A 23,806-nucleotide genomic window follows, 5' to 3' on the forward strand; every position below is an offset into this window, starting at 1 on the left:
GCGGTCGATGTCGCACCGCCTCTCAGACCGTGATCTGCGGCCGTCGCCGAGCTGTCGTCGCGCGGTCGCTGCGGCGAGCGTGGAGCAAATCCGACCCTACGCCGAGAACGGACAGGCCCAGGCGGGGGATTGCGGGCACGCCGTTGCCGAACGCGTCCACCGTCTGCTCGGTCGTGTACGCCGGCCGGTAGCCGAATTCGGTGAGCAGGCGCGTCGTGTCGACGACCCGGCCGAAGCGCAGGTAGCCGGCTTGCTGGGCGTCGAGTTCGGCGGCAGCGGCGTTGCGGGCGACCGCGCCCGCGGCGGCCAGCGCGAGGCCGGGGACCGGCACCCGGAGCCGGCCCAGGCGGCGCACGATCTGGGCGAGCGACAGCACGCCGGCGCCGGCGACGTTCACCACGCCGGGCCGCGCGGACACCGTCGCGAGCCGCAGCGCCTCGACGGCGTCGGACTCGTGCAGCAACTGCAGCCGCGGATCGAACCCGGCCGGCGTGGGCACAATCGGACCGCGCAGGTAGCGGCCGAGCGCGGTGTCGGCGCCCGTGCCCAGCACCGGCGCGAAACGCAGCACGGTGACGTCGACGTCCGGCCGGCGCCGCGCGAACCCGCGCACGTATCCCTCGACCTCGGCGGCGTCCTTGGAATACCCGCTCAAGCCGCCATCGCCGGCTGGCCCGTCCTCGACGAACACGGCGGGATCACCCGAGCCGGCGCCGTACACCGCGGTCGTCGAGCGCAGGACGACCCGGCCGACGGTGTCAGACTTCTGGCAGGCGGCCAGCAGCTGCATCGTGCCGATGACGTTCATCTCCTGCGTCGACGTGCGGCCGCCGACGCTGCCGACGCCGTCGAGCAGGCCTGCGTGCACCACGGTCGTGACGCCGGCCTGGGACACGACCTGGGCGATCAGCGGGTTGCGGATGTCGGCACGGACGAACTCGGTGCGCCCGAGCAGCGGCAGATCGGCTCTGCGCGGCGGCGCGGTGTCGATGCCGATCACCCGCTCGACGGTGGGGTCGGCAGCCAGCTGCGCGGCCAGCCGCAAGCCCAGCGAGCGGCTGACTGCGGTGATCAGAACAACGGACATGGCAGTCCTGGCGGCGAGGTCACGAGAGGAGGGCTCGCGCTCGCGGCGGCTACTTCTTGTTGCGCCGCTGCACGCGGGTTTTCTTCAGCAGCTTGCGGTGCTTCTTCTTCGCCATCCGCTTGCGCCGCTTCTTGATAACTGAACCCATGAAATGACCTCGTTGCGTTGCCTGGTGGTTGGGCCCAGCCTACCGGGAGGCGCGCACGCGTCGACCGGGCGTGAACCCAGACTCAACCGGCCTCGGTGAAGGCGGCGCGCAAGTAGTCGTGCACGGCCTGCTCGGGCACCCGGAAGGAGCGGCCGAAGCGACCCGCGGGCAGCTCGCCGGCGTGCACCATGCGGTAGACGGTCATCTTGGACACCCGCATGACGGCGGCGACCTCGGCGACGGTGAGGAACTTGACGCCGTCGAACGAGGCGTCGAGCGTCGGCTCGACCGGACGGACCGGCGGTTTGGGCTGGTCGTCGCTGTCGCGTGCGGGCATGAGTCACCGGGTGCTTTCGGCACGTGTCGGTGCGTCGGCTTCCCCACCGACGAACGGGACACGCACGTGCTGTGCCCGAGACTAGCGGTACCAGTGGGGCGCATGCGATACCTGGCCCCCACCTGACGGCGACGACCTGCCGGTTTTCCGCGGGTTTGCGGCTATTGCGCCTCGCCAAGTTCCTTGCTGCGGCGCGCGGCGGCCTCGATCGCGGCCAGCAGGGCCGCCCGCACGCCGTGCGCCTCGAGCTCCCGGATCGCGGCGATCGTCGTCCCGCCCGGGCTGGTGACCGCCTCGCGCAGCTGCACCGGGTGCTCGCCGGAGTCGCGCAGCATGGTCGCCGCCCCCACGGCGGTCTGCACGATGAGCTCGGCGGCGAGCGTCCTGGGCAGGCCGAGCAGGATGCCGGCGTCGATCATCGCCTCGACGAGGAAGAAGAAATACGCAGGACCCGACCCGGACAGCGCGGTGACCGCGTCCAGCGAGGACTCCGGCACGCGCACCACCCGGCCCACGGCCCGCAGCAGCGATTCCGCGACAGCGAGGTCGGCCTCGCTCGCGTGGCTCCCACCGGCGACGGCAGTCATCGCCTCGTCGACGAGCGCAGGCGTGTTGGGCATGCACCGCACGACCGCCGTCGCCTCGGGCAATGCGCGCTCGATGCGCCAGGTGGGGACGCCGGCGGCCACCGAGATGATCAAGTGTCCGGCGGTGGTGACGGTCGCGAGCTCGGCGAGCAGCGCGTCGATGTCCTGGGGCTTGACCGCGATGATCGCGATGCGCGCCTGGGCGAGCGCGCCGGCGACGTCGACGGACTTGACCCCGTAGGCGTCGAACAGCTGGGACGCCCGCTCCGGGTACTTCTCGCAGACCACGATGTCGCTTGCGGTGTGCGTTCCGCGCAGCAGCCCGGACAGCAGCGCCTCGCCGATCTTGCCGCCGCCGAGCACGGCGATCGAGTCCGTCGTCATGCGCCGATCATCGCGCGGCTCATCGCCTGGACGCCAACGCCCGCGCGAAGAACGCGAGGTTCGCCGGCCGCTCGGCGAGGCGCCGCATGAGATACCCGTACCACTGCCCGCCGTAGGGCACGTACACGCGCACCAGGTTGCCGGCGGCGGCCAGCCGGCGTTGCTCGTCCGGGCGGATGCCGTAGAGCATCTGGTACTCCAGGCTCTGCGCCGCCGTGCCGAGCGTGGCCGCCCGCGCGCCGACGATCTCGATCAGCCGCGGGTCGTGCGTGGCGAACATCGGGTACCCGCCGCCGGCCAGCAGGATGTTCGCGCAGCGGACGTAGGAGCGGTCGACGTCGATTCGCCGGTCGAAGGCGACCGACGGCGGCTCGTCGTAGGCGCCCTTGCACAGCCGCACCCGGCTGCCGGCGTGCGCGAGGTCGCGGCAGTCGCTCTCGGTGCGCCGCAGGTAGGCCTGCAGCACTGCCCCCGTCTCGGGGAAGTCGATCCGCAGATCGCGCAGCACGCCGAGCGTCGAGTCGGTGGTGGTGTGGTCCTCCATGTCGAGGGTCACCGTGGCGTTGCGCCGGCGCGCGGCGTCGGCGATCGTCCGGGCGTTGTCCAGGGCGATCTTGCCGCCGTCCGCCCCGAGGGACTGGCCGACGGCGCTGAGCTTGACGCTGACCTCGGCCTTGGCGCGCAGCTGCCCGATGCGCTCGGTGAGCCCGGCGTCGTCCAACGCGGCGAGCAGGTCCAGGTAGGCGGCGACGGTGGCGTCGGCCTGCGCGCGGTTGCGGGTGTCCTCGCCGAGGTGGTCGAGGGTGACGGTCAGGCCGGCGGCCGTCAGCCTGCGCGCGGTCTCGACTGCGGCGGCGGTGTCCGGTCCGCCGACGAAGCGGCGGACGACGCCGCGGGACACGGGCGCCCGGGTGACCAGCTGTTCGAGCCGGGCGTTGCGGGCGGCCGCCAGGATCGCGCTGCGCAGCATGCGTTTCAGGCTAGGTCCGCGACCCCTGGGGTGGGGCGCGGGGTGACGAGGTGCAGGCGGCAGAACGCGAGCGCCTCGGCGAGGTCGGCCTCGCGCTCGGCGCGATCGAGGGCCCGTCGCGTGTTGATCTCGACGATGACGTGCCCGGCGAAGTCGCGCGCGGCCAGCCGCTCGAGCACCGCCGCGCACGGCTGGCCGCCGCGGCCGGGGACGAGGTGCTCGTCCTTCGGCAGGCCGGTGCCGTCGGCGATGTGCAGGTGGGTCAGCCGGTCACCCATCGCCTCGAGCATGCCCAGGGCGTCGGACTGCGAGACGGCGGCGTGCGACAGGTCCAGGGTGTAGTCGCGGTAGGGCTCCTGCGCGGCGACGTCCCAGCTCGGCTGGTAGGCCGACACCTCCCGGCCGCGCACCCGCAACGGGAACATGTTCTCCACCGCGAACCGGACGTCGGTCTCCTGCGCCAGCCGGCGCACCCCGTCGCGGAAGCCGCGCGCGTAGTCGCGCTGCCAGCGAAACGGCGGATGCACCACGACGGTCTTCGCCCCGACCAGCTCGGCGGCGAACTGCGCCTTCTGCAGCTTGGTCCACGGATCGGTGGTCCACACCCGCTGAGTGATGATCAGGCAGGGCGCGTGGATCGCGAGCACCGGCACGGAGTAGTGCTGGGACAGCCGCTGCAGCGCGTACGGGTCCTGGCTCACCGGGTCGGTCCACACCATGACCTCGACGCCGTCGTAGCCGAGCTTGCCGGCGAGCTCGAAGGCGACGGCGGCGGACTCCGGATACACCGATGCGGTCGACAGACCCACCAACGACCGAGCCGGCTCCCACAGCCGCGGGCCTTCCGGACTCATGGGCGCCGAGGGTAGTCCGTCGACCCTGTTCAGCCGCCTTCCAACCAGTCAAGCCGGCGAAGGATCACACCCTCGCGCAGCGCCCACGGACACAGCTCGAGCTCGTCGACGTCGAGCGCGTCCATCGCGGCCGTCGCGACGACCGCGCCGGCGAGCACCTGGTGCGCCCGGCCGACGCTCACGCCGTCCAGCTCGGCGAGGTCGTCGGAGGCCATCCGCGCGATGAACGAGCCCACCTGGCGCAGCCCGGTGCGGGTGAGCATCCGCCTGGCGCGCGGGCCCTCCGACGACGGCGCGGCGCCGGCCAATCGGGCGAGGGTGCGAAACGTCTTGCTGGTCGCGACGACGCGATTGGGCGGACCGGCCTCCAGCAGCCGCGCCGCGGGCTTGGCCAGGGTCTTCTCCACGTGCTCGCGGAGCGCGGCAAGTTCGCCGCGGGGCGGCGGGTCGGCGCTGAACCAGTCGTGGGTGAGCCGGCCGGCCCCGAGCGGGACGGAGAACGCGAGCTCCGGATCCTCGTCCTGCCCGGCCGCGAGCTCGAGTGAGCCGCCGCCGATGTCGAGGCTGATCAGGTTGCCGGCGCTCCAGCCGAACCAGCGGCGCACGGCCAGGAACGTCAGGCGCGCCTCGTCCTCGCCGGACAGCGAGCTGAGCTCGACGCCGCTCTCTCTCGCGACCCGCCTGAGCACCCGGGCGCTATTGCCGGCGTCGCGCACGGCCGAGGTCGCGAACGCGAGCAGCTCGGCGCAGCCCATGGCGTCGGCCTCCGCGCGCGCGGCGGCCGCGGCGTGCACGAGCGCGTCCGCGCCGGCTTTGGTGAGATCGCCGTTGCGGTCGAGGTTCTCGGCGAGCCGCAGCTGGATCTTCGACGAGTGCTGGGGCGTCGGCTCGGCCCCGCGGTGCGCGTCGACCACCAGCAGGTGGACGGTGTTCGACCCCACGTCCAGCACGCCGAGCCGCATGCCGCCCAGACTATTGATCTCGTAGGCTCCACGGGTGCCGGTCTCCGAGGTGTCGCTCGACTTCCCGCGTGAATACGTCGAGTTCGAGGACCCGGCCGACGCCGAGCACTGGATCCGCGCCGACCTGACCTGGTTGTGCTCGCGCTGGACCTGCATCTTCGGCCGCGGTTGCCACGGCACCGTCGAGGGGCAGGCAGCCACCGGCTGCTGCAACCACGGCGCGTACTTCTCCGACGACGAGGACGAGCAACGCGTCGCGGAATTCGCGGCCAAGCTGACCCGCGACGATTGGCAGCTCTACGACGTCGGCCACAAGACGAGCAAGCGCGGCGAGACCAAGCTGAAGTTCACCCAGAAGGCGGACGACGACGACACCCGGCGAAAGACGCGGGTCGTTGATGGCGCGTGCGTCTTCGCCAACCGCGCCGACCATCCCGGCGGCATCGGCTGCGCACTTCACGGCTACGCCATACGCAAGGGTATGGAACCGCTGGAGACGAAGCCTGAGGTGTGCTGGCAGCTACCAGTGCGCCGCGAGCAGGAATGGGTCGACCGGCCCGATGGCACCCGCATCCTGCGCTCGACCATCGCCGAGTTCGACCGGCGTGGCTGGGGCGAGGGCGGCCACGATCTCGACTGGTACTGCACATCCTCGCCCGAGGCGCATGTCGGCGGCGAGGCGATGTACGTGTCGTACGCCCCGGAGCTCACCGCCCTGATCGGCGCGAAGGCCTACGCCGAACTCGCCGCCCTCTGCGCCAAACGCCTCAAGCTCGGCTTAGTCGCCGTCCACCCCGCCACCGCGGCAGCGAAGCGGGCGACCCGCTAACTTTCGAACTTGTAGCCGAGGCCGCGGACCGTCACCAGGTATTTCGGGTTGGCCGGGTCCGGCTCGATCTTGGCGCGCAGCCGTTTGACGTGCACGTCCAAGGTCTTGGTGTCGCCGACGTAGTCCGCCCCCCAGACGCGGTCGATCAGCTGGCCGCGGGTGAGCACCCGGCCGGCGTTGCGCAGCAGCAGCTCGAGCAGGTCGAACTCCTTCAGCGGCAGCGCGACCTGATGCCCGTCGACGCTCACGACGTGCCGCTCGACGTCCATCCGGACCGGCCCGGCCTCGACGACGTTGAGCATCAACTCCTCGGGCTCCGCGCCGCGGCGGAGCACCGCGCGGATGCGCGCGACCAGCTCGCGGGAACTGAACGGCTTGGTCACGTAGTCGTCGGCGCCGAGTTCGAGGCCCACGACCTTGTCCACCTCGGAGTCGCGCGCGGTCACCATGATGATCGGCACGTTCGAGCGCGCGCGCAGCTCGCGGCACACCTCGGTGCCGGACAGCCCGGGCAGCATGAGGTCGAGCAGGACGAGATCGGCCCCGCCGCGGTCGAAGCTCTGCAGCGCCTCGACGCCGGTCACCGCGATCTCCACCTCGTAGCCCTCGCGCCGCAGCATGTAGGACAGCGCGTCGGAGAACGAGTCTTCGTCCTCCACAACGAGCACCCGCGTCACGCGAGCACCTGCATCGACTTCACGGTCGGCTTCCTCTCGCTGTGGGCTGCCCGGCAGGCAGTGTCTCGCGGATACTCTCCACCGGCGCCGACGATGGCCCACCGGGATGAACACGCGGTAGCCGGATGGTGAATGTCGACCCGGATCCGCTCACGCTCCAGACCGAGATCTCGCCGAGGTGGTTCGTGACGATGTTCTTGACGATCGCAAGGCCAAGGCCGGTGCCGCCGGTGGCCCGCGAGCGGGCCGGGTCGGCCCGGTAAAACCGCTCGAAGATCCGGTCCCGTTCGGCTTCCGCGATGCCGATGCCCTGGTCGGTGACGGCGATGTCCACCGTCGGCCGGCCCTCCTCGTCGATCGAGTCGCGCGCGGTCACGGCGACCCGGGTCCAGCTGCCGCTGTAGGCGACGGCGTTGTCGACGAGGTTGGCCAGCGCCGTGGCGAGTTGCGCCGCGTTGCCGCGCACCCGCAGACCCGGCGTGCAGGTCGCGGACACCGTGATCGACGCCTGCTCCGCGGCGAGCCGGGTGCGCTCGATCGCCTCGTCGACGATCACGTCGACCTCCACCTCGGCGGCCCCGGGCATCGGCTCGGCCCCCTGCACGCGCGACAACTCCATCAGCTCGCCGACGAGGCGGGCGAGCCGATTGCCCTCGTGCTGGATCCGGCCGGCGAACCGCGCCACCGCGGCCGGCTCCTCGGCTGCGTCCTGGATCGCCTCGGCCAGCAGCGTGAGGGCGCCTACCGGCGTCTTCAGCTCGTGTGAGACGTTCGCCACGAAGTCGCGCCGGACCGCCTCCAACCGCCGCTGCTCGCTGACGTCGGCCAGCAGTAGGCACACGCCGGTCACCCGGTCGTCCGGGCCGCGCAACGGCACCGCGTTCACCGCAAGCGCGATCGGCTCGCGGCCGAGCCGGCCCATCGGCAGATCGATCGAGGCGGCCCGCGTGGCACCGGTCTCGATCACCCCGCGGGCGAGCGCGACCAGCCCGGGGAAGGCCAGCGTGTCGACGTCGAGGATCCCCATCGCCCGCGCCGCCGGGTTGACGAGGATCGCCCGCTCGTCCCGGTCGACCACGACCACGCCGGAGTCGAGCGCCTCGACGACGAGCGACGCGACCGACGAGCCGCGGTCGCCGCCGCCGGTGGGCGCGGCCGACGTGGCGGCCTTCGGCAGCCGTCGGGCGCCTCGCCCGGACGCCTGGCGGGCGGTTGCGGACACGAAACCCAGCGTGGCGCCAGCTGCCAGCGCCACGACGACGATGATCGTCACCGCAATCGCCACGATTCGATCGTACGATTGAAGTAGGCTGGTCCATGACGATGAGGCAGCGGCCGTCCCCGACGACACGTGCTGTTCACCTCGGCGCCCGGCGCAGTTAACGCGGCCAGCACTGCCTCGTTGTTCCACGGACGGAGGGTGCTTACTATGCGTGACGTCTTCCACGACGAACTGGATGAGATCGGCGCTGGCGTCGCCGAGATGATCCGGCTCGTCGGCGTCGCCATCGAGCAGGCGACCGGTGCCCTGCTGGACGCCGACTTGGTGAGCGCCGAGCGCGTCATCGCCTCGGACGAGCGCGTCGACGGGCTGCGGGTCGACCTCGAGGACCGCGCGTTTCAGATGATCGCCCGCCAGCAGCCGGTGGCCACCGACCTGCGGGTGCTCGTCACGACGCTGCATCTCGTGGCCGATCTCGAGCGGATGGGCGACCTCGCGTTGCACGTCGCCAAGATCGCCCGGCTGCGTTTCCCGGAGGCAGCGGTGCCGGAAGAGGCGCGCGACGTCATCGCGCAGATGGGTGAGGTCGCCCAGTCGCTCGTGCACAAGGTGGGCGACGTCGTGGACGGGCGCGACCTGTCGCTCGCGCAGGCCATCGAGGCCGAGGACGACTCGATGGACGCGTTGCGCCGCAAGCTGTTTACGCTGGTGCTCTCGCCGCGGTGGGCGCACGGCACCGAGGCCGCCATCGACATGACGCTGCTCGGCCGCTACTACGAGCGATACGCCGACCACGCCGTCGCGGTGGCTCGGCGGACGATCTTCATCGTCACCGGCGAGCGGCCGGCGCCGGCCAACGGCGCCATGCCGCAGCGCTGATCGCCGACGCTACCTCTTGCCCTGGTTCGCGACTGCGGCGATCGCCTCCTCGGCGGCCGCGGGATCCAGGTAGCGCCCGGGGCCGACTGGCCGGAGGGTGGCGTCGTCGAGCTCGTAGTGCAACGGGATGCCGGTCGGCACGTTCAGCGACACCACCTCGTCGTCGGAAAGCCCGTCGAGGTGCTTGATCAGCGCGCGCAGCGAGTTGCCATGCGCGGCCACGAGCACCACCGGCTCGCCACGTAGATCGGGCACGATCGCGTCGTACCAGTAGGGCAGCATCCGGCCGACGACGTCGGCGAGGCATTCGGTGCGCGGCAGCGTCTCCAACAGGTCGGCGTAGCGGACGTCGAAGACCTGGCTGTGCCGGTCGTCGTCGGCCAGCGGCGGCGGGGGCACGTCGTAGGACCGCCGCCAGAGCATGAACTGCTCGTCGCCGAACTCCGCGCGCACCTCCGCTTTGTCCTTGCCCTGCAGCGCGCCGTAATGCCGTTCGTTGAGCCGCCACGTGCGGCGCACCGGGATCCAGTGCCGGTCGGCGGCGTCGAGCGCGATCTGCGCGGTGCGGATCGCGCGGCGCAGCAAGGACGTGTGCACCACCGCGGGCAGCAGGTCGTGCTCGGCCAGCAGCTCGCCGCCGCGCCGGCCCTCGGCCTCGCCGGCCGCCGTCAGGTCGACGTCCACCCAGCCGGTGAACAGGTTCTTCTGGTTCCACTCGCTCTCGCCGTGGCGGAGCAGGACGAGCTGTGCCATGCCGCTCATCCTGCCAAAGAGCGGGTCTAGTCGACCGGGAGCTGGTCGACTGGTCGCTGGTCGACTGGTCGCTGGTCGACTGGTCGCTGGGCGAAGTGGGCGAACGCCGCGAGGTTCGCCAACGGCTGGTCGTTCTTCACCCGCCAGGCCCACTCGCGCCGGATCGAGGATCCGAAGCCGATCTCCAGCAGCACGTTGAACGCGCCGTCCGCGTACTCGAGGACGCTGCCCAGGATTCGGTCGAGCTCCTCGGCGCTCACCGCGGCGAGCGGCATCCGGCCGGTCAAGTAGATGTCGCCGACGCGGTCGATCGCCCAGGACACCGCGTACATCCGCGTGTTGCGTTGCAGCAGCCAGGCGTAGACCTGCTCGCGCTGCTCCTCCGGCGCGCGCAGCACGAAGGCCTCGATGTTCAGCGCGTGGGCGCCGATCGTGAGCAGGCACGCCGTCTTGAGCCGTTTCTCGCCGGGCAGCGCGACGGCGAAGGTGGTGTCGTCGAGCCGTTGCCATTCGAGGTCGAGCTCGCCGACCGCGCTCTCGATCACCGCGGCGACCGCCGCTTGCTGCGCGTTGCTTCCGCTCATCGCGCCGCGCCGCCGGCGACGCTCATCGGGCCGGGCCGCCCGCCGGGTCCAGCGCCAGCCGAGCGGCCCGCCGACCGGCACGAGGTCCGGGTGGAAGTCCGGCCTGAACTCCGGCCCGGCGTCCGGCGGCGGCCTCGGCGTAGGTGGCCAGCAGGGCGTCGGCCGTCTCGTCCCAGCTGAACCGGCTGGCGTGTCGACGCGCGCCGGCGGCCAGGCGGGCCAGCACGTCGGGGGCGCCGAGCACGCCGGCCAGCGCCTCGGCCCACTGCGCGGGGTCGTGGCCGTCCACGAGGACGCCGGACACGCCGTCGGCGACAGCCGTCGGCAGGCCGCCGACGGCGGCTGCGGCGACCGGCGTTCCACAGGCCTGCGACTCCAGCGCGACCAGGCCGAAGGACTCGTTGTAGCTCGGCACGACGGTCAGGTCGGCGGCGCGGTAGTAGTCGGCGACGACTTCGCGCGGCGCGGGCGGACGGAACACGACGACCCCGCCCAGCCCCAGCTCGGCGCGCAATTTCGCGAGCTGATCCGGATGTGCGAGGCCGGAGCCGCTGGGCGCGCCCAGCACCACCACCTGCAACCGGCCGGCGAGCGCGGGCGCTCGCTCGAGCAGCGCGGCCGCGCGGAGCAGCACGTCCGGGCCCTTGAGCGGCTGAAGGCGTCCGACGAACAGCAACTGCACGGCGTCGGGTCGCAGGCCGAGCGCGGCGCGCGCCGCGGACCGCTCCCCCGGGCGAAAGGTGTCGAGGTCGACCCCGGGAGCGACGGTGACCACCCGCGCCGGGTCGGCGCCGTAGAGCTGGACGAGCTGGCGGGCCTCGTCGCGGGTAGAGGCGACGAGCCGGTCGGCCTCCGCGACGACCTGCTGCTCGCCGAGCACCCGGGCGCGGGGCTCCGGGGCGTCGCCGTCGGCAAGCAGCGCGTTCTTGACCTTGGCGAGGGTGTGGGCCGAGTGCACCAGCGGCACGCCCCACCGTTCGCGGGCGAGCCAGCCGACCTGGCCGGAGAGCCAGTAGTGCGAGTGGACGAGGTCGTACCAGCCGGGCGCCTGCATGGTCTCGGCGCGCAGGACACCCGCGGCAAAGGCGCACAGCTGCGCCGGCAGGTCGTCCTTGGCCAAACCCTCGAACGGTCCGGCGAGGACGTGCCGGACCGACACCCCAGGACAGAGCCGCACGATCGGCGGCTGGTCTCCGGCGGTCGCCCGGGTGAAGATCTCGACCTCGACGCCACGGGCCGCGAACCGCTTGGCGGTCTCAACGATGTAGACGTTCATGCCGCCGGCGTCCCCGCCGCCGGGCGCGTCCAGCGGCGACGTGTGGACGCTCAGCATCGCCACTCGGCGCACCGCTCGCTCGCCCGACCGCACTATCGATCCTCCCGACGTCCTCATCGAGGCTGCCCAAGGCCGAAACGTCTCGGTTCAGGGTTTCATGCCCACCCGCGCTGTCGCCCGCCTCCCCCGACACAGCAGAATCGAGGCATGGGACGCGGAACGGCAGTGATCACCGGTGCGAGCAGCGGAATCGGCGCGGCCACCGCGCGGCGGCTCGCCGCCGAGGGCTACGACGTCATCGCCGCCGCCCGGCGGGTGGAGCGCCTGGAGCAGCTCGCCGCCGGGACGCCGGGCATCCGGCCGTTCGCGTTGGACGTGACATCGGCGGAGTCGGTGGCCGCGTTCGGCGCCGAATTCGGCGAGCAGGACGTCGCGGTTCTGGTGAACAACGCCGGCGGGGCGCTCGGCGTCGATCCGGTCGAGTCGGCGGATCCGGCGGACTGGCAGCGGATGTACGAGACGAACGTGCTCGGCGTCCTGCGGGTGACGCAGGCGTTGCTGCCGGCGCTCGAGCGCGGCGCGGGCGGCCATGTGCTGGTCACCGGCTCGATCGCCGGCCATGTCGTCTACGAGGGCGGCGGCGGTTACACCGCGGCCAAGCACGCGGCGTCGGCGGTGGTGCAGACACTTCGGCTCGAGCTCAACGGCCGCCCGGTGCGGGTCACCGAGATCGCGCCCGGGATGGTGCGCACCGAGGAGTTCTCCCTCGTCCGGCTGGGCGGTGACAAGACCGCCGCCGACCGCGTGTACGCAGGCGTCGCCGAGCCGCTGACCGCGGACGACATCGCGGACTGCGTCGCCTTCGCGGCGACCCGGCCGGCGCACGTCAACATCGACCTGCTGGTGGTCAAGCCGCTGGCGCAGGCCGCGCCGCACAAGATCGACCGCCGCTGATCGGCCACCCGTCGTGATCTCGGCAGCGCCGTGCGCTTTCGCATGCTCCGGCCGAGATCATCCCCATCGGGACGGGTTTTCAGAGTTCGACGCCGACGAGGCGCGCCTCGGGGCGCAGCCGGACTCCGAAGCGGCGCTCGACGCCGTCGCGGATGACCTGCGCGAGGTCCAGCAACTCGGCCGTCGTGGCGTCGCCGCGATTGGTCAGCGCGAGGGAGTGCTTCGTCGACACCGCGACCGCCCCGCGCCCCTGATCCAGCCCGAAGCCCCGGCCGAAGCCGGCGTGCTCGATCAGCCAGGCCGCGGAGAGCTTGACCTGCCCGGCCGTGCCGTCGTCGACGGACCAGTGGGGGCAGCCGGGCGGGATGTCGTCGGGCTCGACGAACGGGTTGACGAAGAACGACCCGACGCTCCACGTGTCCGGGTCCGCGGCGTCGAGCACCATGCCCTTGCTGCGGCGCAGCGCGAGCACGACCTCGCGCACCTGCGTCGACCGCGCGCTCCGGCCTGGCTCGACGCCGAGCCGGCTAGCCAGCTCCAGGTAGCGCACCGGCGGGGCATCCGGTGAGCGCCGCAGCTCGAACGTCACGCTCAGCACGACGTACCGGTCGGTGTGCTTGAAAGCGCTGGTGCGAAAGCCGAATCCACCTCGCTCCGGGCTCCAGTCTTCCACTGAGCCGGAGTGCCGATCCAGCACCTGCAGGCCGGTGATCACGTCGGCGACCTCGCTGCCGTACGCGCCGACGTTCTGCACCGGCGTCGCTCCGGTCAGCCCTGGGATGCCGGACATCGCGGCCAGGCCGGACCAGCCGGCGTCGACCGACCGGGCGACCAGGGCATCCCACTGCACGCCGGCGTCGACGCGCACCGCGACCTGATCTTCGCCCTCGACGACCTCGACCGCCGAGCTGCGCACGAGGACCACCACACCCGGCCAGCCCTCGTCGGCGACCACCAGGTTGCTGCCGCCGCCGACCACGAGGACCGGCTCGCCCGCGGCGTCGGCAGCACGCACCAGTCGCACGAGGGACTCGGTGTCGGGCGCCGTCACGACCCGCGCCGCCGGGCCGCCAAGCCGCAGCGTCGTCAACTCGGCGAGCGGCTGGGACAGCGGCTCGCCGAGCGGCTGGACCACCGGCTCGGACACGGCCACGGACGCTACCCTGGCGCGTCGTGGCCACACCCACGCCGCCGCGTCGGACGAATCCGCGGTTGGCGGCCGGCCGCGCGCGGGCGCTGGGACTGCCGACCCGCGGCACCACGAACCCGAACCGCCTGCGCCGGATGGACAACTGGATCCTCGCGCGGCTCGGCGGCGCGTTGCGCGCCGCGCCGGACCCGCTGGTGATCGACTTGGGTTACGGCAGGACGCCGGTCACCACCGTCGAGCTGGCCGGCCGTCTCGCCCGGATCCGGCCGGACGTGCGCGTGCTCGGCCTCGAGCTGGACCCGCAGCGGGTCGTCGACGCGCAACCGGCCGCCGACCCGCCGCGACTCGCGTTCGCCCGCGGTGGCTTCGAACTTGCCGGCTTGCGGCCGGCAATCGTCCGGGCGGCCAACGTGCTGCGTCAGTACGACGAGTCAGCGGCGGCGCAGGCGTGGACCCGGCTGCGCGCGGGACTCGCCCCGGGCGGCCAGCTCGTGGAAGGCACCTGCGACGAGCTCGGCCGCGTCGCCTGCTGGGTGTTGCTCGACGCCGACGGACCGGTCTCGCTGACGTTCGCGTGCCGGGTGAGCACACTCGGACGGCCGGGCCAGTTGGCCGAGCGGCTGCCGAAATCCTTGATCCACCGCAACGTGCCGGGCGAGCGGGTGCATGCGCTGCTGGCCGCGTTCGACGCCGCCTGGGCCGCAACCGCGCCGACGTCGGCCTTCGGCGCGCGGCAGCGTTGGTCCGCGGCGTGCGCCGCGCTGGCCGCGGACGGCTGGCCGGTGGACGCGAGCAGGGCGCGGGCCGGCGAACTCACCGTGCCATGGCACCTCGTCGCGCCCGCGACCTGAACCTGCGCCGCGGCCGCCGACCGCCGACCGCCGACCGCCGTCAGCTCCGCTTCTCGTAGTTCCGTGCGGTCCGTTTGGGGCCGGATTTCGAGCATCACGAAACCAGGAGAAGGGAACGGGTGGGCCCCGCGCCCTCGCGGCTCAGCCGGCGAGGCGCTGGCGGACCGAGCCGAGGCCGAGGGTGGCGGACTCGGGCAGGTAGGTGTGCAGGTGCAGATCGGTGTCCGGCACCATCCGGGTGCGGCCGACCTCGATCATCAGCCGCTGCGCGGCGCTGACGGCGGTCGCCGGGTAGGCGATCAGCTCGTGGTAGCCAACCACCTGCGCGACGCCGGCGAGGTGCGCCACCAACTCGCTGCCAATGCCCAGTCGCTGCCAGCCGTCCTGCACGAGCAGGCCGATGGTCGCGCACAGGTGGTTGTGCGCGCGGTCGCGGGTGAGAGTGCCGTGCGCGACCACGCTGCCGTCCGGGCATGCCACCACGACGCTGAACGGCGCGCGCAGGCTGTGGTCCAACGCCGCGACGGCTGGCGGCCGGCCGCCAGCCCGGTAGCGGTCCAGCAACGATCGCGGGGTGCACCGGCTGTGCATCTGCGCCACCGCGGCGAGGTCTCGCGCCGAACTGGGCCGGACGATCATCGGGGTCTTGCCGACGCGCAACGTCCAGGGGGTCGCCACCAGATCGCTGAGCTCGTCGTGCTGCGTGCGCAGGGGCTCACCGGGATCGGTGACGGTGCTGAGCGGCCGCATGCAGGTGGTCGAGGTGCTTCTCATGGCACGGACGCTCGCATTGCCGCGTTTCACGAATATGTCCTGCGCTCGACGAAAGTGCGACATCACTCTTCCGCATTGTCAGACGCTGCGCTGCTCGGTGGCCAGTGACACGCCCAACTCGTCGCGACAGAACCTGGTGTGAATCAGGTCATGACCCTTCGGGACGGACGGCCACTTGACACATACTTAGCGCACACTTAACTTCGAGCGAGCGTCGAACGGCGCTGGGGATCGCGCCCGCTGGGCGCGGCAATGGGGGACGTCTCATGCACAGTGCGCTGCGCACTGGCACTTTTCGCCGCCTGAGCGCGGCTGTCGCGGCGGTGCTCGCGGTGATCACCATGCTCGTCGCGGTCGCCGGACTCGCCGCCGCGGGCCGCCCGGCCGGCGCCGACACCAACCCGGCGAGCGGGCTGCCGACCACCGTCAGCGCGGACGGGCTGCCCACCGCGCAGATCAACGGCGTCGCCTGGGCGCAGGTCGTCGTCGGCAACACCGTCTACGTGACGGGCAGCTTCTCCCAGGCCCGCCCGGCTGGCGTCAAGGTCGGCGGCGCCGGCACGGTCGCCCGCTCGAACCTGCTGGCGTACAACCTCACCACCGGCGCGCTGATCAGCACGTTCAACCACACGCTCACCGCCACCGGCTACTCGATCGCCGCGTCGCCCGACGGCTCGATGATCTACGTCGGCGGCGCCTTCACCACGGTGGACGGCGCGTCGCATCCGTACCTCGCGGCTTTCACCACGTCCAGCGGCGCACTGGTGACCGGCTTCAAGCCGACCTTCAACAACACCGTCCGCGCACTCGCGGTCTCGAGCAGCACCTTGTACGCCGGCGGCGCGTTCACCGCTGTCAGCGGCGTCGCCCGCAGCCGCCTTGCCGCCCTCAACCGGACGACCGGCGCCGTGACGGCGTGGAACCCCGGCGTGAACGCGACCGTCCAAGCGTTGACGCTGCCAGCGGGCAGCGGCCGCCTCGTCGCCGGCGGATACTTCACGACGATGGCCGGTAAGGCTGCGATCGGGATGGGCTCGGTAGACGCGACATCCGGCGCCAGCGAGCCGTGGGCGGCCAACAGCGTCATCCAGGACAGCGGCTCGAGCGCGGCGATCTACTCGCTGACCAGCGACGCGTCCAAGGTCTACGGCACCGGCTACTTCTACACGACCGGCGGCAATTTCGAGGGCCGCTTCGCGGCAACCCCGTCGAGCGGCGCCATCTCCTGGCTGAACAACTGTCATGGCGACTCCTACAGCGTCGCGGCGATCGGCACGGTCCTCTACAGCGCCGGCCACGAGCACGACTGCTCGGACATCGGCGCGTTCTCGCAGGACAACCCGAGCCCGACGGCGTCGACGCACCACTTCCTCGCCGCGGAAATGACGACGCCGAACGGGGGCGTCGACCGCAAGCCGCTCTACCCCGGCGGTGCCCCCGGCCCGACCTACCACGACTTCTCCGGCCAGCCGACGAGCACCCAGCTCGACTGGTACCCGACGCTGACCGAGGGCACCTACACCGGCCAGTACCAGGCCGCGTGGACGGTGACCGGCAACTCGACCTACCTCGTCGTCGGCGGCGAGTTCCCGACAGTGAACGGCGCCGCGCAGCAAGGCCTGGTGCGCTTCGCAGTACCGAGCAAGGCGCCCAACAAGGTGGGCCCGACCAAGGCGACGTCGCTCACGCCCGTCGTGGTGTCCCAGCGCTCGGGCACCGCGCGGATCGCGTGGCAGGCGACGTGGGACGAGGACAACACCGCGCTCACCTACAAGCTGTACCGGGACTCCAGCACCACGCCGATCTCCACCCAGACCCTCGATTCCACCTTCTGGAACCGGCCGGCGCTCGGCTACCTCGACAAGGGGCTGACCGCGGGCTCGACGCACACGTACAAGGTCGTGGTCACCGATCCGCGCGGCAACGCGCTGACGAGCGGCACGACGTCGGTGGTCATCGGTTCCGCGACGCCGGGCACCTACGCCGCGCGGGTGGCGGCGGACGGCGCGACGGACTTCTGGCCGCTGGGCGAGGCGTCCGGCGCGACGTCGTTCGACCACACCGGCTACGCCGATCTGGCGCTAACCGGCGGATACACCCGATCCGCCAGCGGCGGCCCGGCCGGCGGCGGGGCGACCGCCCTCGCCGGCGGCGAGACGACGCCGCCGCAGCAGACCGGCAAGCCGCCGCCGCAGCCCGTGCCGAACGACACGGTGGGGACGGTCGCCACCGCGGCGCCGGCCAGCCTGCCGGCGTTCTCCCTCGAGGTCTGGTTCAAGGCGTCCGCCGGCAAGGGCGGCGCGCTGATCGACGACGGCCTCTATCCGTCGGCGGACAGCGCGGCGATCGACCGGGCGATCTACCTCGACGACACCGGCGGCATCCACTTCGGCGTGCAGAACAACACCGCCGTCCAGACGATCGGTGGCGGCGCGGGGTACAACGACGGCGCGTGGCACCTGGCCACAGCCACGTTCGGCTCGGCCGGCGCGGCCGTCTACGTCGACGGCGCGCTGGTGAAATCGACGGCGTCGATGACCGACGACATCATCTTCCCGGGCCACTGGCGAGTCGGCGGCGACAGCCTGCGGAACTGGCCCTCCGCGCCGAGCAACAACTACCTGGCCGGTTCGGTGGCCGACGCCGCCGTGTACCCGACCCAGCTGTCGGCGGCAACGGTCGCCGCGCACTACGCGGCGGCTGGCTGACCCAGGGCGCCGATCGGTCCAAGCTTGCCTGCCCTTTGCGGTTGGCAGGGAAGGGCGGACGGGTCGCGGCCACGTCGCGGATGCGGTGAGATGAGCGGGTGCAGACCTACGCCCGCGGCGACCTCGTCTTCGACCTCACCGACGCCGGACCGCCAGACGGCGACCTCATAGTGCTGCTGCACGGCTTTCCGCAGAACCGGCACAGCTGGGACAAGGTGATCCCAGCGCTTACCGGCGCCGGTTACCGGGTGCTGGCGCCTGACCAGCGCGGGTACTCCCCCGCGGCGCGGCCGCTCGGGCGGCGGGCGTATGTCACGAAGGAGCTCGTGGACGATGTGCTGGCCCTGCTCGACGCCGCCGGCGCCGAGCGAGCCCACCTGGTCGGCCACGACTGGGGCGCGCAGGTGGCGTGGTCGATCGCGTCCAGCGCGCCGGAGCGGCTGCGCAGCCTGACGGCGGTCAGCGTGCCGCACCCGGTCGCGTTCTTGTCCGCGATGCGCCGCGGCCAGGCACTCAAGTCCTGGTACATGCTTGCCTTCCAGGCGCCGTTTGTGCCGGAGGCGCTGCTGCCAGGCAGGTTCGGCGCCCGTTTCCTCGGCGGCAGCGGGCTCTCGCCGGAGCAGATCAGGTTCTATCTGGACCCGCTTGGTCGCGACGGCCTGACGGCGGCGATCAACTGGTATCGAGCGCTGCCGTTCTCGCGCAAGGACTCCGGGGCGTACGGCCACCGCGTCACGGTGCCGACGCTGTACGTCTGGAGCGACGGCGACGTCGCGCTGACCCGAGCGGGCGCCGAGGCGACGGTCAACTACGTCACCGGCCCCTACCGCTTCGAGGAACTCGCCGGCGTCAGCCACTGGATCCCAGAGGAGAAGCCGGACGTGCTCGCCGGAATGATCGTGGAACACCTCGCCGCGCATCCATGACGTCCCGCGCGTTCGGCGTCGTCTGCCAGACTTGCGAGGCGGGCCTCTAGCTCAGTTGGCAGAGCAGCGGACTTTTAATCCGTGGGTCGTCGGTTCGAGCCCGACGGGGCCCACCCGTTTGTCAGGCCCACCCGTTTGTCCCCCGGTGTTTACTGCCCTGCGGCGTCTCGGTCGAGTTCCGGGAACATGATCAACTGGGCGTTCGTCCGCAAATAGTCCGCAGCAGGTGTCTGCCGGGGCAGTTCAAGTCGGATTCGGCTCGAGCAGGCGAATGGCGGAGGCAAGGTGGGCGGAAAGTTCGCCGCCTTGGGCGAGCCAGGTCTGGTATCCGGCGGTGAATGTCGCGAATGCGACGCCGGCCCACCATCGGGGGCGGACGTCTTCATCGACAGCCACGCGGAGCCTGATGGCGAGATGCTCGGCGAGCAGTTGTTCGACGGCGGCCCGTTTGGCCAAGTTCCGGTCTCGCAGCACGGCGGCTTGGTTGAGCAGTTGTTCCCGGATGGCCAGTTCGGCGTGGCTTCCGGCGAGGCGCTCGGTGATGGCGGCGAGCACCGAGCGGACCACCGTGATCGGGTCGGCGCCGTCCGGCTCTTGCCGCAGCGCGTCGCGGACGATTTCCAGCACCTCGTCGTCATGGGCGAACAGCAGCTCGACCTTGTCCGGGAAGTAACGGTGGAAAGTGCGAGGTGAAACGTCTACGGCAGCTGCGATGTCGGCCACGGTGACGGCTGCGAAGCCATGCTCGGCGAACAGCTGTATTCCTGCGGCGATCAGCGCATCCCGCGTCTGCGCCTTCTTCCGTTCGCGCATCGACTGGACCATGGACCCATTGTGACAGACGTAGACATGTGTCATGCTATGACATATGACAGATACAGACAAAGTTCTACTCGTGACAGGCGGCACCAGCGGCCTCGGGCTGCGGTTGGCGCAGACACTCGCCCGGGACAAGGGGTACTCGGTGCTCCTGACCGGCCGGTCACGAGCGAGCGCGGAGGCTGCGGCGCAACGTGTCGGGGCCCGGGGCTTGGCTCTTGACCTAGGTTCGCTTGCTTCTGTGCGCACGTTCGCTGCCGAAGTGGCGGCGCTGACCGGTGGCCGGCGGTTGTCCGGGCTGGTGTGCAATGCCGCCATCCAGGTGGTGGAACGTTCCAGCACCTCCGATGGATTCGAGACGACGTTCGGGGTGAACCACGTCGGCAACGTCGCGCTGATCGAGGAGCTGCTGCGCACCACCGGTGCGCCGGAGCGTCTCGTGCTGGTGGCCTCGGGCGTCCACGATCCTGCTCAACGCACCGGGATGCCCGCTCCGCTGGAGGAGGCATCCGTCGTTGAGCTCGCCTACCCACAGCCGCGGCAGCCTTCGGACGAAAACGAGGCGCTGGAAGGACGTCGGCGCTACGCCACCTCGAAACTGGCCAATGTCCGGACCGCGATAGAACTGTCTCGCCGACTATCCGGGTCCACGGTGGTGACTTCGTTCGACCCCGGCCTGATGCCGGGCACCGGCCTGGCCAGGGATGCCGGGGTGGTGCAGCGCGTGTTGTGGGCCAGCGTGTTCCGTCTGCTGCTGGTGATCCCGGCGGTGCAGACGCCTGCGCAGTCGGCGCGCCAGCTGGCGCGCCTGCTCACCGACACCCCGACTTTCGCCTCCGGAACCTATGTCGAACGGGGACGGCCGCGCCAACCGTCCCTGGCGGCCCGCGACACCACCGTCCAGCGCACCTTCTACGCCGACACGCTCGCGCTCATCGCCCAGGCCGACCATCCGGCCCGCTGACGCTCCACTTCAACCCCGGTGCAGTGGGGGCCGACGGCGCCAGATCCACGTCATTGGCCAGCCTTCCGGCGGGCAGTCGTAGTGTCCGCCACCGGCGCCCAAGTGGCGGACTGGCCGGCTTGCGGTGGCCGCCGAGGCCACTCGACAGCCCGGGCTCGTCCGAGGTGTCGCTACCGGATGACACGCAGCCTGAGCACGTGCACGGTGTGCCCGACTTTGATTCCGATGTTCCAGTACCGGTGCGAGCGGAGCTGAGGTTGCATGTAGTCGCCGAGCGCCCACCGGCGGTGGCCGAGTGAATGGAAGGCGGCGTCGAGCCCGGCTGGGCGGCGCGGCGCGGTCGCGGCGTCGACGTACCTCGGTCGGCGGTGCGCCACCGCGAGCAGGGTGTACGTGTGGTCGAGTCGCACTGTCCACGCGCCGTGTGAGAAAGCGGCGCCTCGGATTGCGAAGGTCAGCAGCCTCACGGTGACCGACCGTCTGCTCTTGTTCCCGGCCTTGTCCGTCGCCGTTGCGGTGAACGTCTCCCGCCCGCCGCGGGTGTGGTGGGTGAGCTTGCACGTCGCGATCCCGGACAGCGAGTCGGCTGCGGCGCACTTCGCCGCGGGGGCGCTCGCGAAGTACCTGCGGTCGTGCCGCACCCCGACGACGTGGACGCGCGGGGCGCGCCGATCGATGTCGATGCCCCGGACGTTCACGGTGGCCACGCCGCCGTCGGTGGCGGAGATCGTCCGCGACACTGCCTGGGCGGCGCCGTTCGCGGAGAGTGTGACCGGCGCGGGACAGGTTGCGGTGAGCGCCGCGCCGTTCGTCGTGCAGGTGAAGGTGACCCTGACCGGTTGGCGATACCAGCCGAAGCGGGACTTGCGCGCGGCACTGGACACCTGGGCGCTGATGGCCGGGTCGCTGCGCGAGAGGGAGTTGGACGAGGGCAGGAAGCTGGCGTCGCCCAAGTAGGCGGCCGCCACTTGCTGCTCGCTGTCGGTGGGAACCGCGTAGGCGAGCGTCGCGACACCGTTGACGAGTGGGCTCGTGCCGACGAGGTGGCCGGCGATGCTGAAGATCACCAGACCGCTCGGCGTGCCGCTGCCCGGCGCGACGGGCGACACAGTGGCCGACACGCTTGCGCTGGTGACGTCGACAGCCGACGTGGTGGCCGCCTGGTCGACCGTGAGGGTCTGCGCCAACGCAGTGGCCGGGGCATAGGTCCCGAGGTCGGTCGGCGTGAACACGGCCGTGACCGGGTGCGCGCCGACCGCGCCGATGAGGGGCGCGCTGATCGCGGTGCCCGCGTTGCTGACGCTCACCGGCGTGCCTGCCGGCGAGCCCGACACCTCGAACTGGATGGTGCCGGCCTGGGTGCCGGACACGGTCGCCGTCGCGGTCGTCGACTGGCCGAAGACGACGGTCGACGTGTCGAGCTGCACCGACACGGCGGTGGCGTTCAGCTGCACCGCGACGGTCTGGGTGAGCGTCTGGGCGGCCGGGTAGTCGGCAGTCGCGGCTTGGGCGGCGGCCACGACGCAGGCGCCCACTCCGGTGAATGTGACGGTGCTGCCGGTGACGGCGCAGGCCCCGGAGTCAGATGAGGAGTCGACCCCGAACACGACCCCGCCGGCAGATGTGCTGCTCGCCGACAGGGTCTGCGACGACCCCACCGCGGCTGGACTGCTCAACGGGTCGAAGGTGATGGTCTGCGTCCCCTGGGCGACGGCGATCGTCTGCTGCACGGTCGGCGCCGCGGAGTACTGCGCGTTGCCGTTCTGGTCGGCGTCCAGGACGCAGTTCCCGACGTGGTCGAAGGACACCACGCCGGCGGTCACCGAGCACGCCGCGTTCTCGGTCGAAGCGTCGACACTGATCACAACGGGCTGCCCAGACGCGCCACCCGAGGTGGCCGGCGTGTAGGTGTCACCGCCCACGACCGGGTTCTGCGGCGGCTGAGAGGTGAAACCGGCCGTCTGCGGCAGCGCGGTGAGGGTGAGGACGCCGAGTGCGGAGACGTCGCTGACCGACGCGTCAGTGGCCGTGACGCTCACGTCGCCCGCAGTGCTGCTGGCGGTCACCGGCACGCTGTAGGTGCCGTCCAGGTTGTCGGTCACCGCGCCGAACTGCACGTCCGGGTCGCTGGCAACGACGGAGATCACGTCACCCGGGACGCCCTGGCCGTAGCTGTCGTCGACGGTCATCGACAGGGTGCCCTGTGCGACGCCGTCGGCGGGCAGCGTGAAATCGGTCAGCGAGGCGGTCGCGGCGGTCGGCGCGATATAGGTGATCGTCACGAACGGCGCGGAGCGGTCGCCGAGCGCGACGGTGCTGTCGTGCAGTCCGACGCCGGTCGCCACGTAGCTGGCGCCGCCGGCGCCGCCGCCGAATTCCCCGCCGCCGCCGCCGTAGTAGCCGCCACCACCACCGCCGCCGCAGCATCCGCCGCCGCCGCCCTGTCCCAGGCCGCCGTCTCCACCTTGATAGCCGTTGCCCGCGTTCTCCGCGGCGCCACCGGCCGAGGAGCTGCCTGGCTGGGCGCCGGTGTCGTAGTACCCGGCGCCGGGCTGTCCGGCGTCACCGCCGGGAGCGTAGAAGCCCCCTCCGCCGCCGCCGGCTGCGACGAGGATGCGCCCGGCGAGGTCGTCGGTGCCGGTGCGCAGGTCAGAGGCGCCGCCGCCGTTTCCGCCGTTGCCGCCGGCGTAGGGGCCGCCGCCGCCGGCGCCGTTTCCGCCGTTGTCGGCGCCGACGTGCACGTAATACTGCGTGCCCGCGGTGACGTCCAGGTCAGTGGTGACGCGTTCGCCGGCGCCGCCCCCGGAACCGTTGTAAGCGCTGCCACCCGAGCCGCCGAGCAGTCCCACCTGCACCTCGCTCACGCCCTGTGGAACCGTCCACGTGCCACTCGAGCCGACAGCGAAAGTCTTGACGGCCGTCCCGGCGGAGGCCGGCGCGGCAGGGGACACCACGGCGACCGTCGCGAGGACGAGAGCAGATCCGAGGAGCAGGGCGAGGTGCCGGGTGCCGATGCCAGGTCGCGACGGGCGCGGGTGCAGACGCATGAATGATCTCTCGGGGAGGGGATTGCGGCATTTAAGATCCGCGTGAGCTATCAGGCACTCTACG

The 23,806-nt window shown here is 71.7% G+C and carries 23 protein-coding genes and 1 tRNA gene; 8 read left to right on the plus strand and 16 right to left on the minus strand.

The window, feature by feature from the left end; all coding sequences use genetic code 11:
- Positions 1-22: 22 nt before the first annotated feature.
- The 7 genes from ACFFBG_RS15850 to ACFFBG_RS15880 form a co-directional block, all read right to left on the minus strand.
- The gene (locus ACFFBG_RS15850) at positions 23-1,087 is read right to left on the minus strand and encodes an NAD-dependent epimerase/dehydratase family protein (RefSeq protein ID WP_375480441.1); all 1,065 of its coding nucleotides are present in this window, start codon (positions 1,085-1,087) and stop codon (positions 23-25) included.
- 49 nt (positions 1,088-1,136) lie between these two features.
- The gene (locus ACFFBG_RS15855; RefSeq protein WP_012854759.1) at positions 1,137-1,235 is read right to left on the minus strand and encodes a 30S ribosomal protein bS22; all 99 of its coding nucleotides are present in this window, start codon (positions 1,233-1,235) and stop codon (positions 1,137-1,139) included.
- 82 nt (positions 1,236-1,317) lie between these two features.
- Positions 1,318-1,572, minus strand: coding sequence for a helix-turn-helix domain-containing protein (locus tag ACFFBG_RS15860; protein ID WP_375480443.1), 255 nt, complete (start codon positions 1,570-1,572; stop codon positions 1,318-1,320).
- 161 nt (positions 1,573-1,733) lie between these two features.
- A complete protein-coding gene (proC, locus tag ACFFBG_RS15865) occupies positions 1,734-2,543 on the minus strand; it encodes a pyrroline-5-carboxylate reductase (protein WP_375480445.1) in 810 nt (269 codons plus the stop codon).
- 19 nt (positions 2,544-2,562) lie between these two features.
- Positions 2,563-3,513 carry a proline dehydrogenase family protein gene (locus ACFFBG_RS15870; RefSeq protein WP_375480447.1) on the minus strand — a complete coding sequence of 317 codons (951 nt, stop codon included), beginning with the start codon at positions 3,511-3,513 and terminating at the stop codon, positions 2,563-2,565.
- A gap of 5 nt (positions 3,514-3,518) precedes the next feature.
- On the minus strand, positions 3,519-4,367 hold the full coding sequence (locus ACFFBG_RS15875) for a sugar phosphate isomerase/epimerase family protein (RefSeq protein ID WP_375480449.1): 849 nt from the start codon (positions 4,365-4,367) through the stop codon (positions 3,519-3,521).
- A 29-nt stretch (positions 4,368-4,396) separates the two neighbouring features.
- On the minus strand, positions 4,397-5,329 hold the full coding sequence (locus tag ACFFBG_RS15880; RefSeq protein ID WP_375480451.1) for a hypothetical protein: 933 nt from the start codon (positions 5,327-5,329) through the stop codon (positions 4,397-4,399).
- 34 nt (positions 5,330-5,363) lie between these two features.
- Here ACFFBG_RS15880 and ACFFBG_RS15885 point away from each other — a divergent pair, with 34 nt between their 5' ends.
- On the plus strand, positions 5,364-6,158 hold the full coding sequence (locus ACFFBG_RS15885) for a hypothetical protein (protein ID WP_375480453.1): 795 nt from the start codon (positions 5,364-5,366) through the stop codon (positions 6,156-6,158).
- Here ACFFBG_RS15885 and ACFFBG_RS15890 read toward each other — a convergent pair.
- Entirely contained in the window at positions 6,155-6,835 is a 681-nt protein-coding gene (locus ACFFBG_RS15890) for a response regulator (RefSeq protein ID WP_375480455.1), read from the minus strand. The two genes, ACFFBG_RS15885 and ACFFBG_RS15890, sit on opposite strands and share 4 nt — an antisense overlap.
- Before the next feature lie 19 nt (positions 6,836-6,854).
- Positions 6,855-8,120, minus strand: coding sequence for a sensor histidine kinase (locus ACFFBG_RS15895; RefSeq protein WP_375480457.1), 1,266 nt, complete (start codon positions 8,118-8,120; stop codon positions 6,855-6,857).
- Between the two features lie 144 nt (positions 8,121-8,264).
- Between ACFFBG_RS15895 and phoU the strand changes: the two genes are divergently transcribed.
- Positions 8,265-8,936: a phosphate signaling complex protein PhoU gene (phoU, locus tag ACFFBG_RS15900; protein WP_375480459.1), complete on the plus strand. Its 672-nt coding sequence runs from the start codon at positions 8,265-8,267 to the stop codon at positions 8,934-8,936.
- Positions 8,937-8,945: 9 nt separating this feature from the next.
- On the opposite strand, the gene ACFFBG_RS15905 is transcribed toward phoU, so the two are convergent.
- Genes ACFFBG_RS15905 through mshA form a run of 3 tightly spaced genes read right to left on the minus strand, consistent with a single transcriptional unit; the run spans position 8,946 to position 11,606 of the window.
- The gene (locus ACFFBG_RS15905; protein WP_375480461.1) at positions 8,946-9,689 is read right to left on the minus strand and encodes a phosphoglyceromutase; all 744 of its coding nucleotides are present in this window, start codon (positions 9,687-9,689) and stop codon (positions 8,946-8,948) included.
- A 26-nt stretch (positions 9,690-9,715) separates the two neighbouring features.
- Entirely contained in the window at positions 9,716-10,273 is a 558-nt protein-coding gene (locus tag ACFFBG_RS15910) for a YbjN domain-containing protein (protein ID WP_375480463.1), read from the minus strand.
- Positions 10,274-10,295: 22 nt separating this feature from the next.
- Entirely contained in the window at positions 10,296-11,606 is a 1,311-nt protein-coding gene (gene mshA / locus ACFFBG_RS15915; protein WP_375480551.1) for a D-inositol-3-phosphate glycosyltransferase, read from the minus strand.
- 150 nt (positions 11,607-11,756) lie between these two features.
- On the opposite strand from mshA, the gene ACFFBG_RS15920 reads away from it, so the two are divergent.
- A complete protein-coding gene (locus ACFFBG_RS15920) occupies positions 11,757-12,503 on the plus strand; it encodes an SDR family NAD(P)-dependent oxidoreductase (protein WP_375480465.1) in 747 nt (248 codons plus the stop codon).
- Between the two features lie 79 nt (positions 12,504-12,582).
- Here the strand turns inward: ACFFBG_RS15920 and ACFFBG_RS15925 are convergent, their stop codons facing one another.
- On the minus strand, positions 12,583-13,650 hold the full coding sequence (locus tag ACFFBG_RS15925; protein WP_375480467.1) for a UDP-N-acetylmuramate dehydrogenase: 1,068 nt from the start codon (positions 13,648-13,650) through the stop codon (positions 12,583-12,585).
- A 26-nt stretch (positions 13,651-13,676) separates the two neighbouring features.
- On the opposite strand from ACFFBG_RS15925, the gene ACFFBG_RS15930 reads away from it, so the two are divergent.
- On the plus strand, positions 13,677-14,504 hold the full coding sequence (locus ACFFBG_RS15930) for a class I SAM-dependent methyltransferase (RefSeq protein WP_375480469.1): 828 nt from the start codon (positions 13,677-13,679) through the stop codon (positions 14,502-14,504).
- A gap of 141 nt (positions 14,505-14,645) precedes the next feature.
- Here ACFFBG_RS15930 and ACFFBG_RS15935 read toward each other — a convergent pair whose 3' ends face one another.
- On the minus strand, positions 14,646-15,278 hold the full coding sequence (locus tag ACFFBG_RS15935) for a GNAT family N-acetyltransferase (protein ID WP_375480471.1): 633 nt from the start codon (positions 15,276-15,278) through the stop codon (positions 14,646-14,648).
- Between the two features lie 266 nt (positions 15,279-15,544).
- On the opposite strand from ACFFBG_RS15935, the gene ACFFBG_RS15940 reads away from it, so the two are divergent.
- The 3 genes from ACFFBG_RS15940 to ACFFBG_RS15950 all read left to right on the plus strand — a co-directional run bounded on the left by ACFFBG_RS15940 (position 15,545) and on the right by ACFFBG_RS15950 (position 19,025).
- Complete coding sequence (locus ACFFBG_RS15940) at positions 15,545-17,986, plus strand: LamG-like jellyroll fold domain-containing protein (RefSeq protein WP_375480473.1); 2,442 nt, start codon at positions 15,545-15,547, stop codon at positions 17,984-17,986.
- Between the two features lie 98 nt (positions 17,987-18,084).
- A complete protein-coding gene (locus ACFFBG_RS15945) occupies positions 18,085-18,912 on the plus strand; it encodes an alpha/beta fold hydrolase (protein ID WP_375480475.1) in 828 nt (275 codons plus the stop codon).
- A gap of 40 nt (positions 18,913-18,952) precedes the next feature.
- Positions 18,953-19,025 (plus strand) — tRNA-Lys (locus tag ACFFBG_RS15950).
- Between the two features lie 130 nt (positions 19,026-19,155).
- Here the strand turns inward: ACFFBG_RS15950 and ACFFBG_RS15955 are convergent.
- Positions 19,156-19,737, minus strand: coding sequence for a TetR family transcriptional regulator (locus ACFFBG_RS15955; protein WP_375480477.1), 582 nt, complete (start codon positions 19,735-19,737; stop codon positions 19,156-19,158).
- A 70-nt stretch (positions 19,738-19,807) separates the two neighbouring features.
- Between ACFFBG_RS15955 and ACFFBG_RS15960 the strand changes: the two genes are divergently transcribed.
- Complete coding sequence (locus ACFFBG_RS15960) at positions 19,808-20,695, plus strand: SDR family NAD(P)-dependent oxidoreductase (RefSeq protein ID WP_375480479.1); 888 nt, start codon at positions 19,808-19,810, stop codon at positions 20,693-20,695.
- A 170-nt stretch (positions 20,696-20,865) separates the two neighbouring features.
- On the opposite strand, the gene ACFFBG_RS15965 is transcribed toward ACFFBG_RS15960, so the two are convergent.
- Complete coding sequence (locus ACFFBG_RS15965; protein WP_375480481.1) at positions 20,866-23,742, minus strand: invasin domain 3-containing protein; 2,877 nt, start codon at positions 23,740-23,742, stop codon at positions 20,866-20,868.
- Positions 23,743-23,806: the final 64 nt, after the last annotated feature.

The organism is uncultured Jatrophihabitans sp., from assembly GCF_964251945.1.
In the GTDB taxonomy this organism is placed as follows: domain Bacteria; phylum Actinomycetota; class Actinomycetes; order Mycobacteriales; family Jatrophihabitantaceae; genus Jatrophihabitans.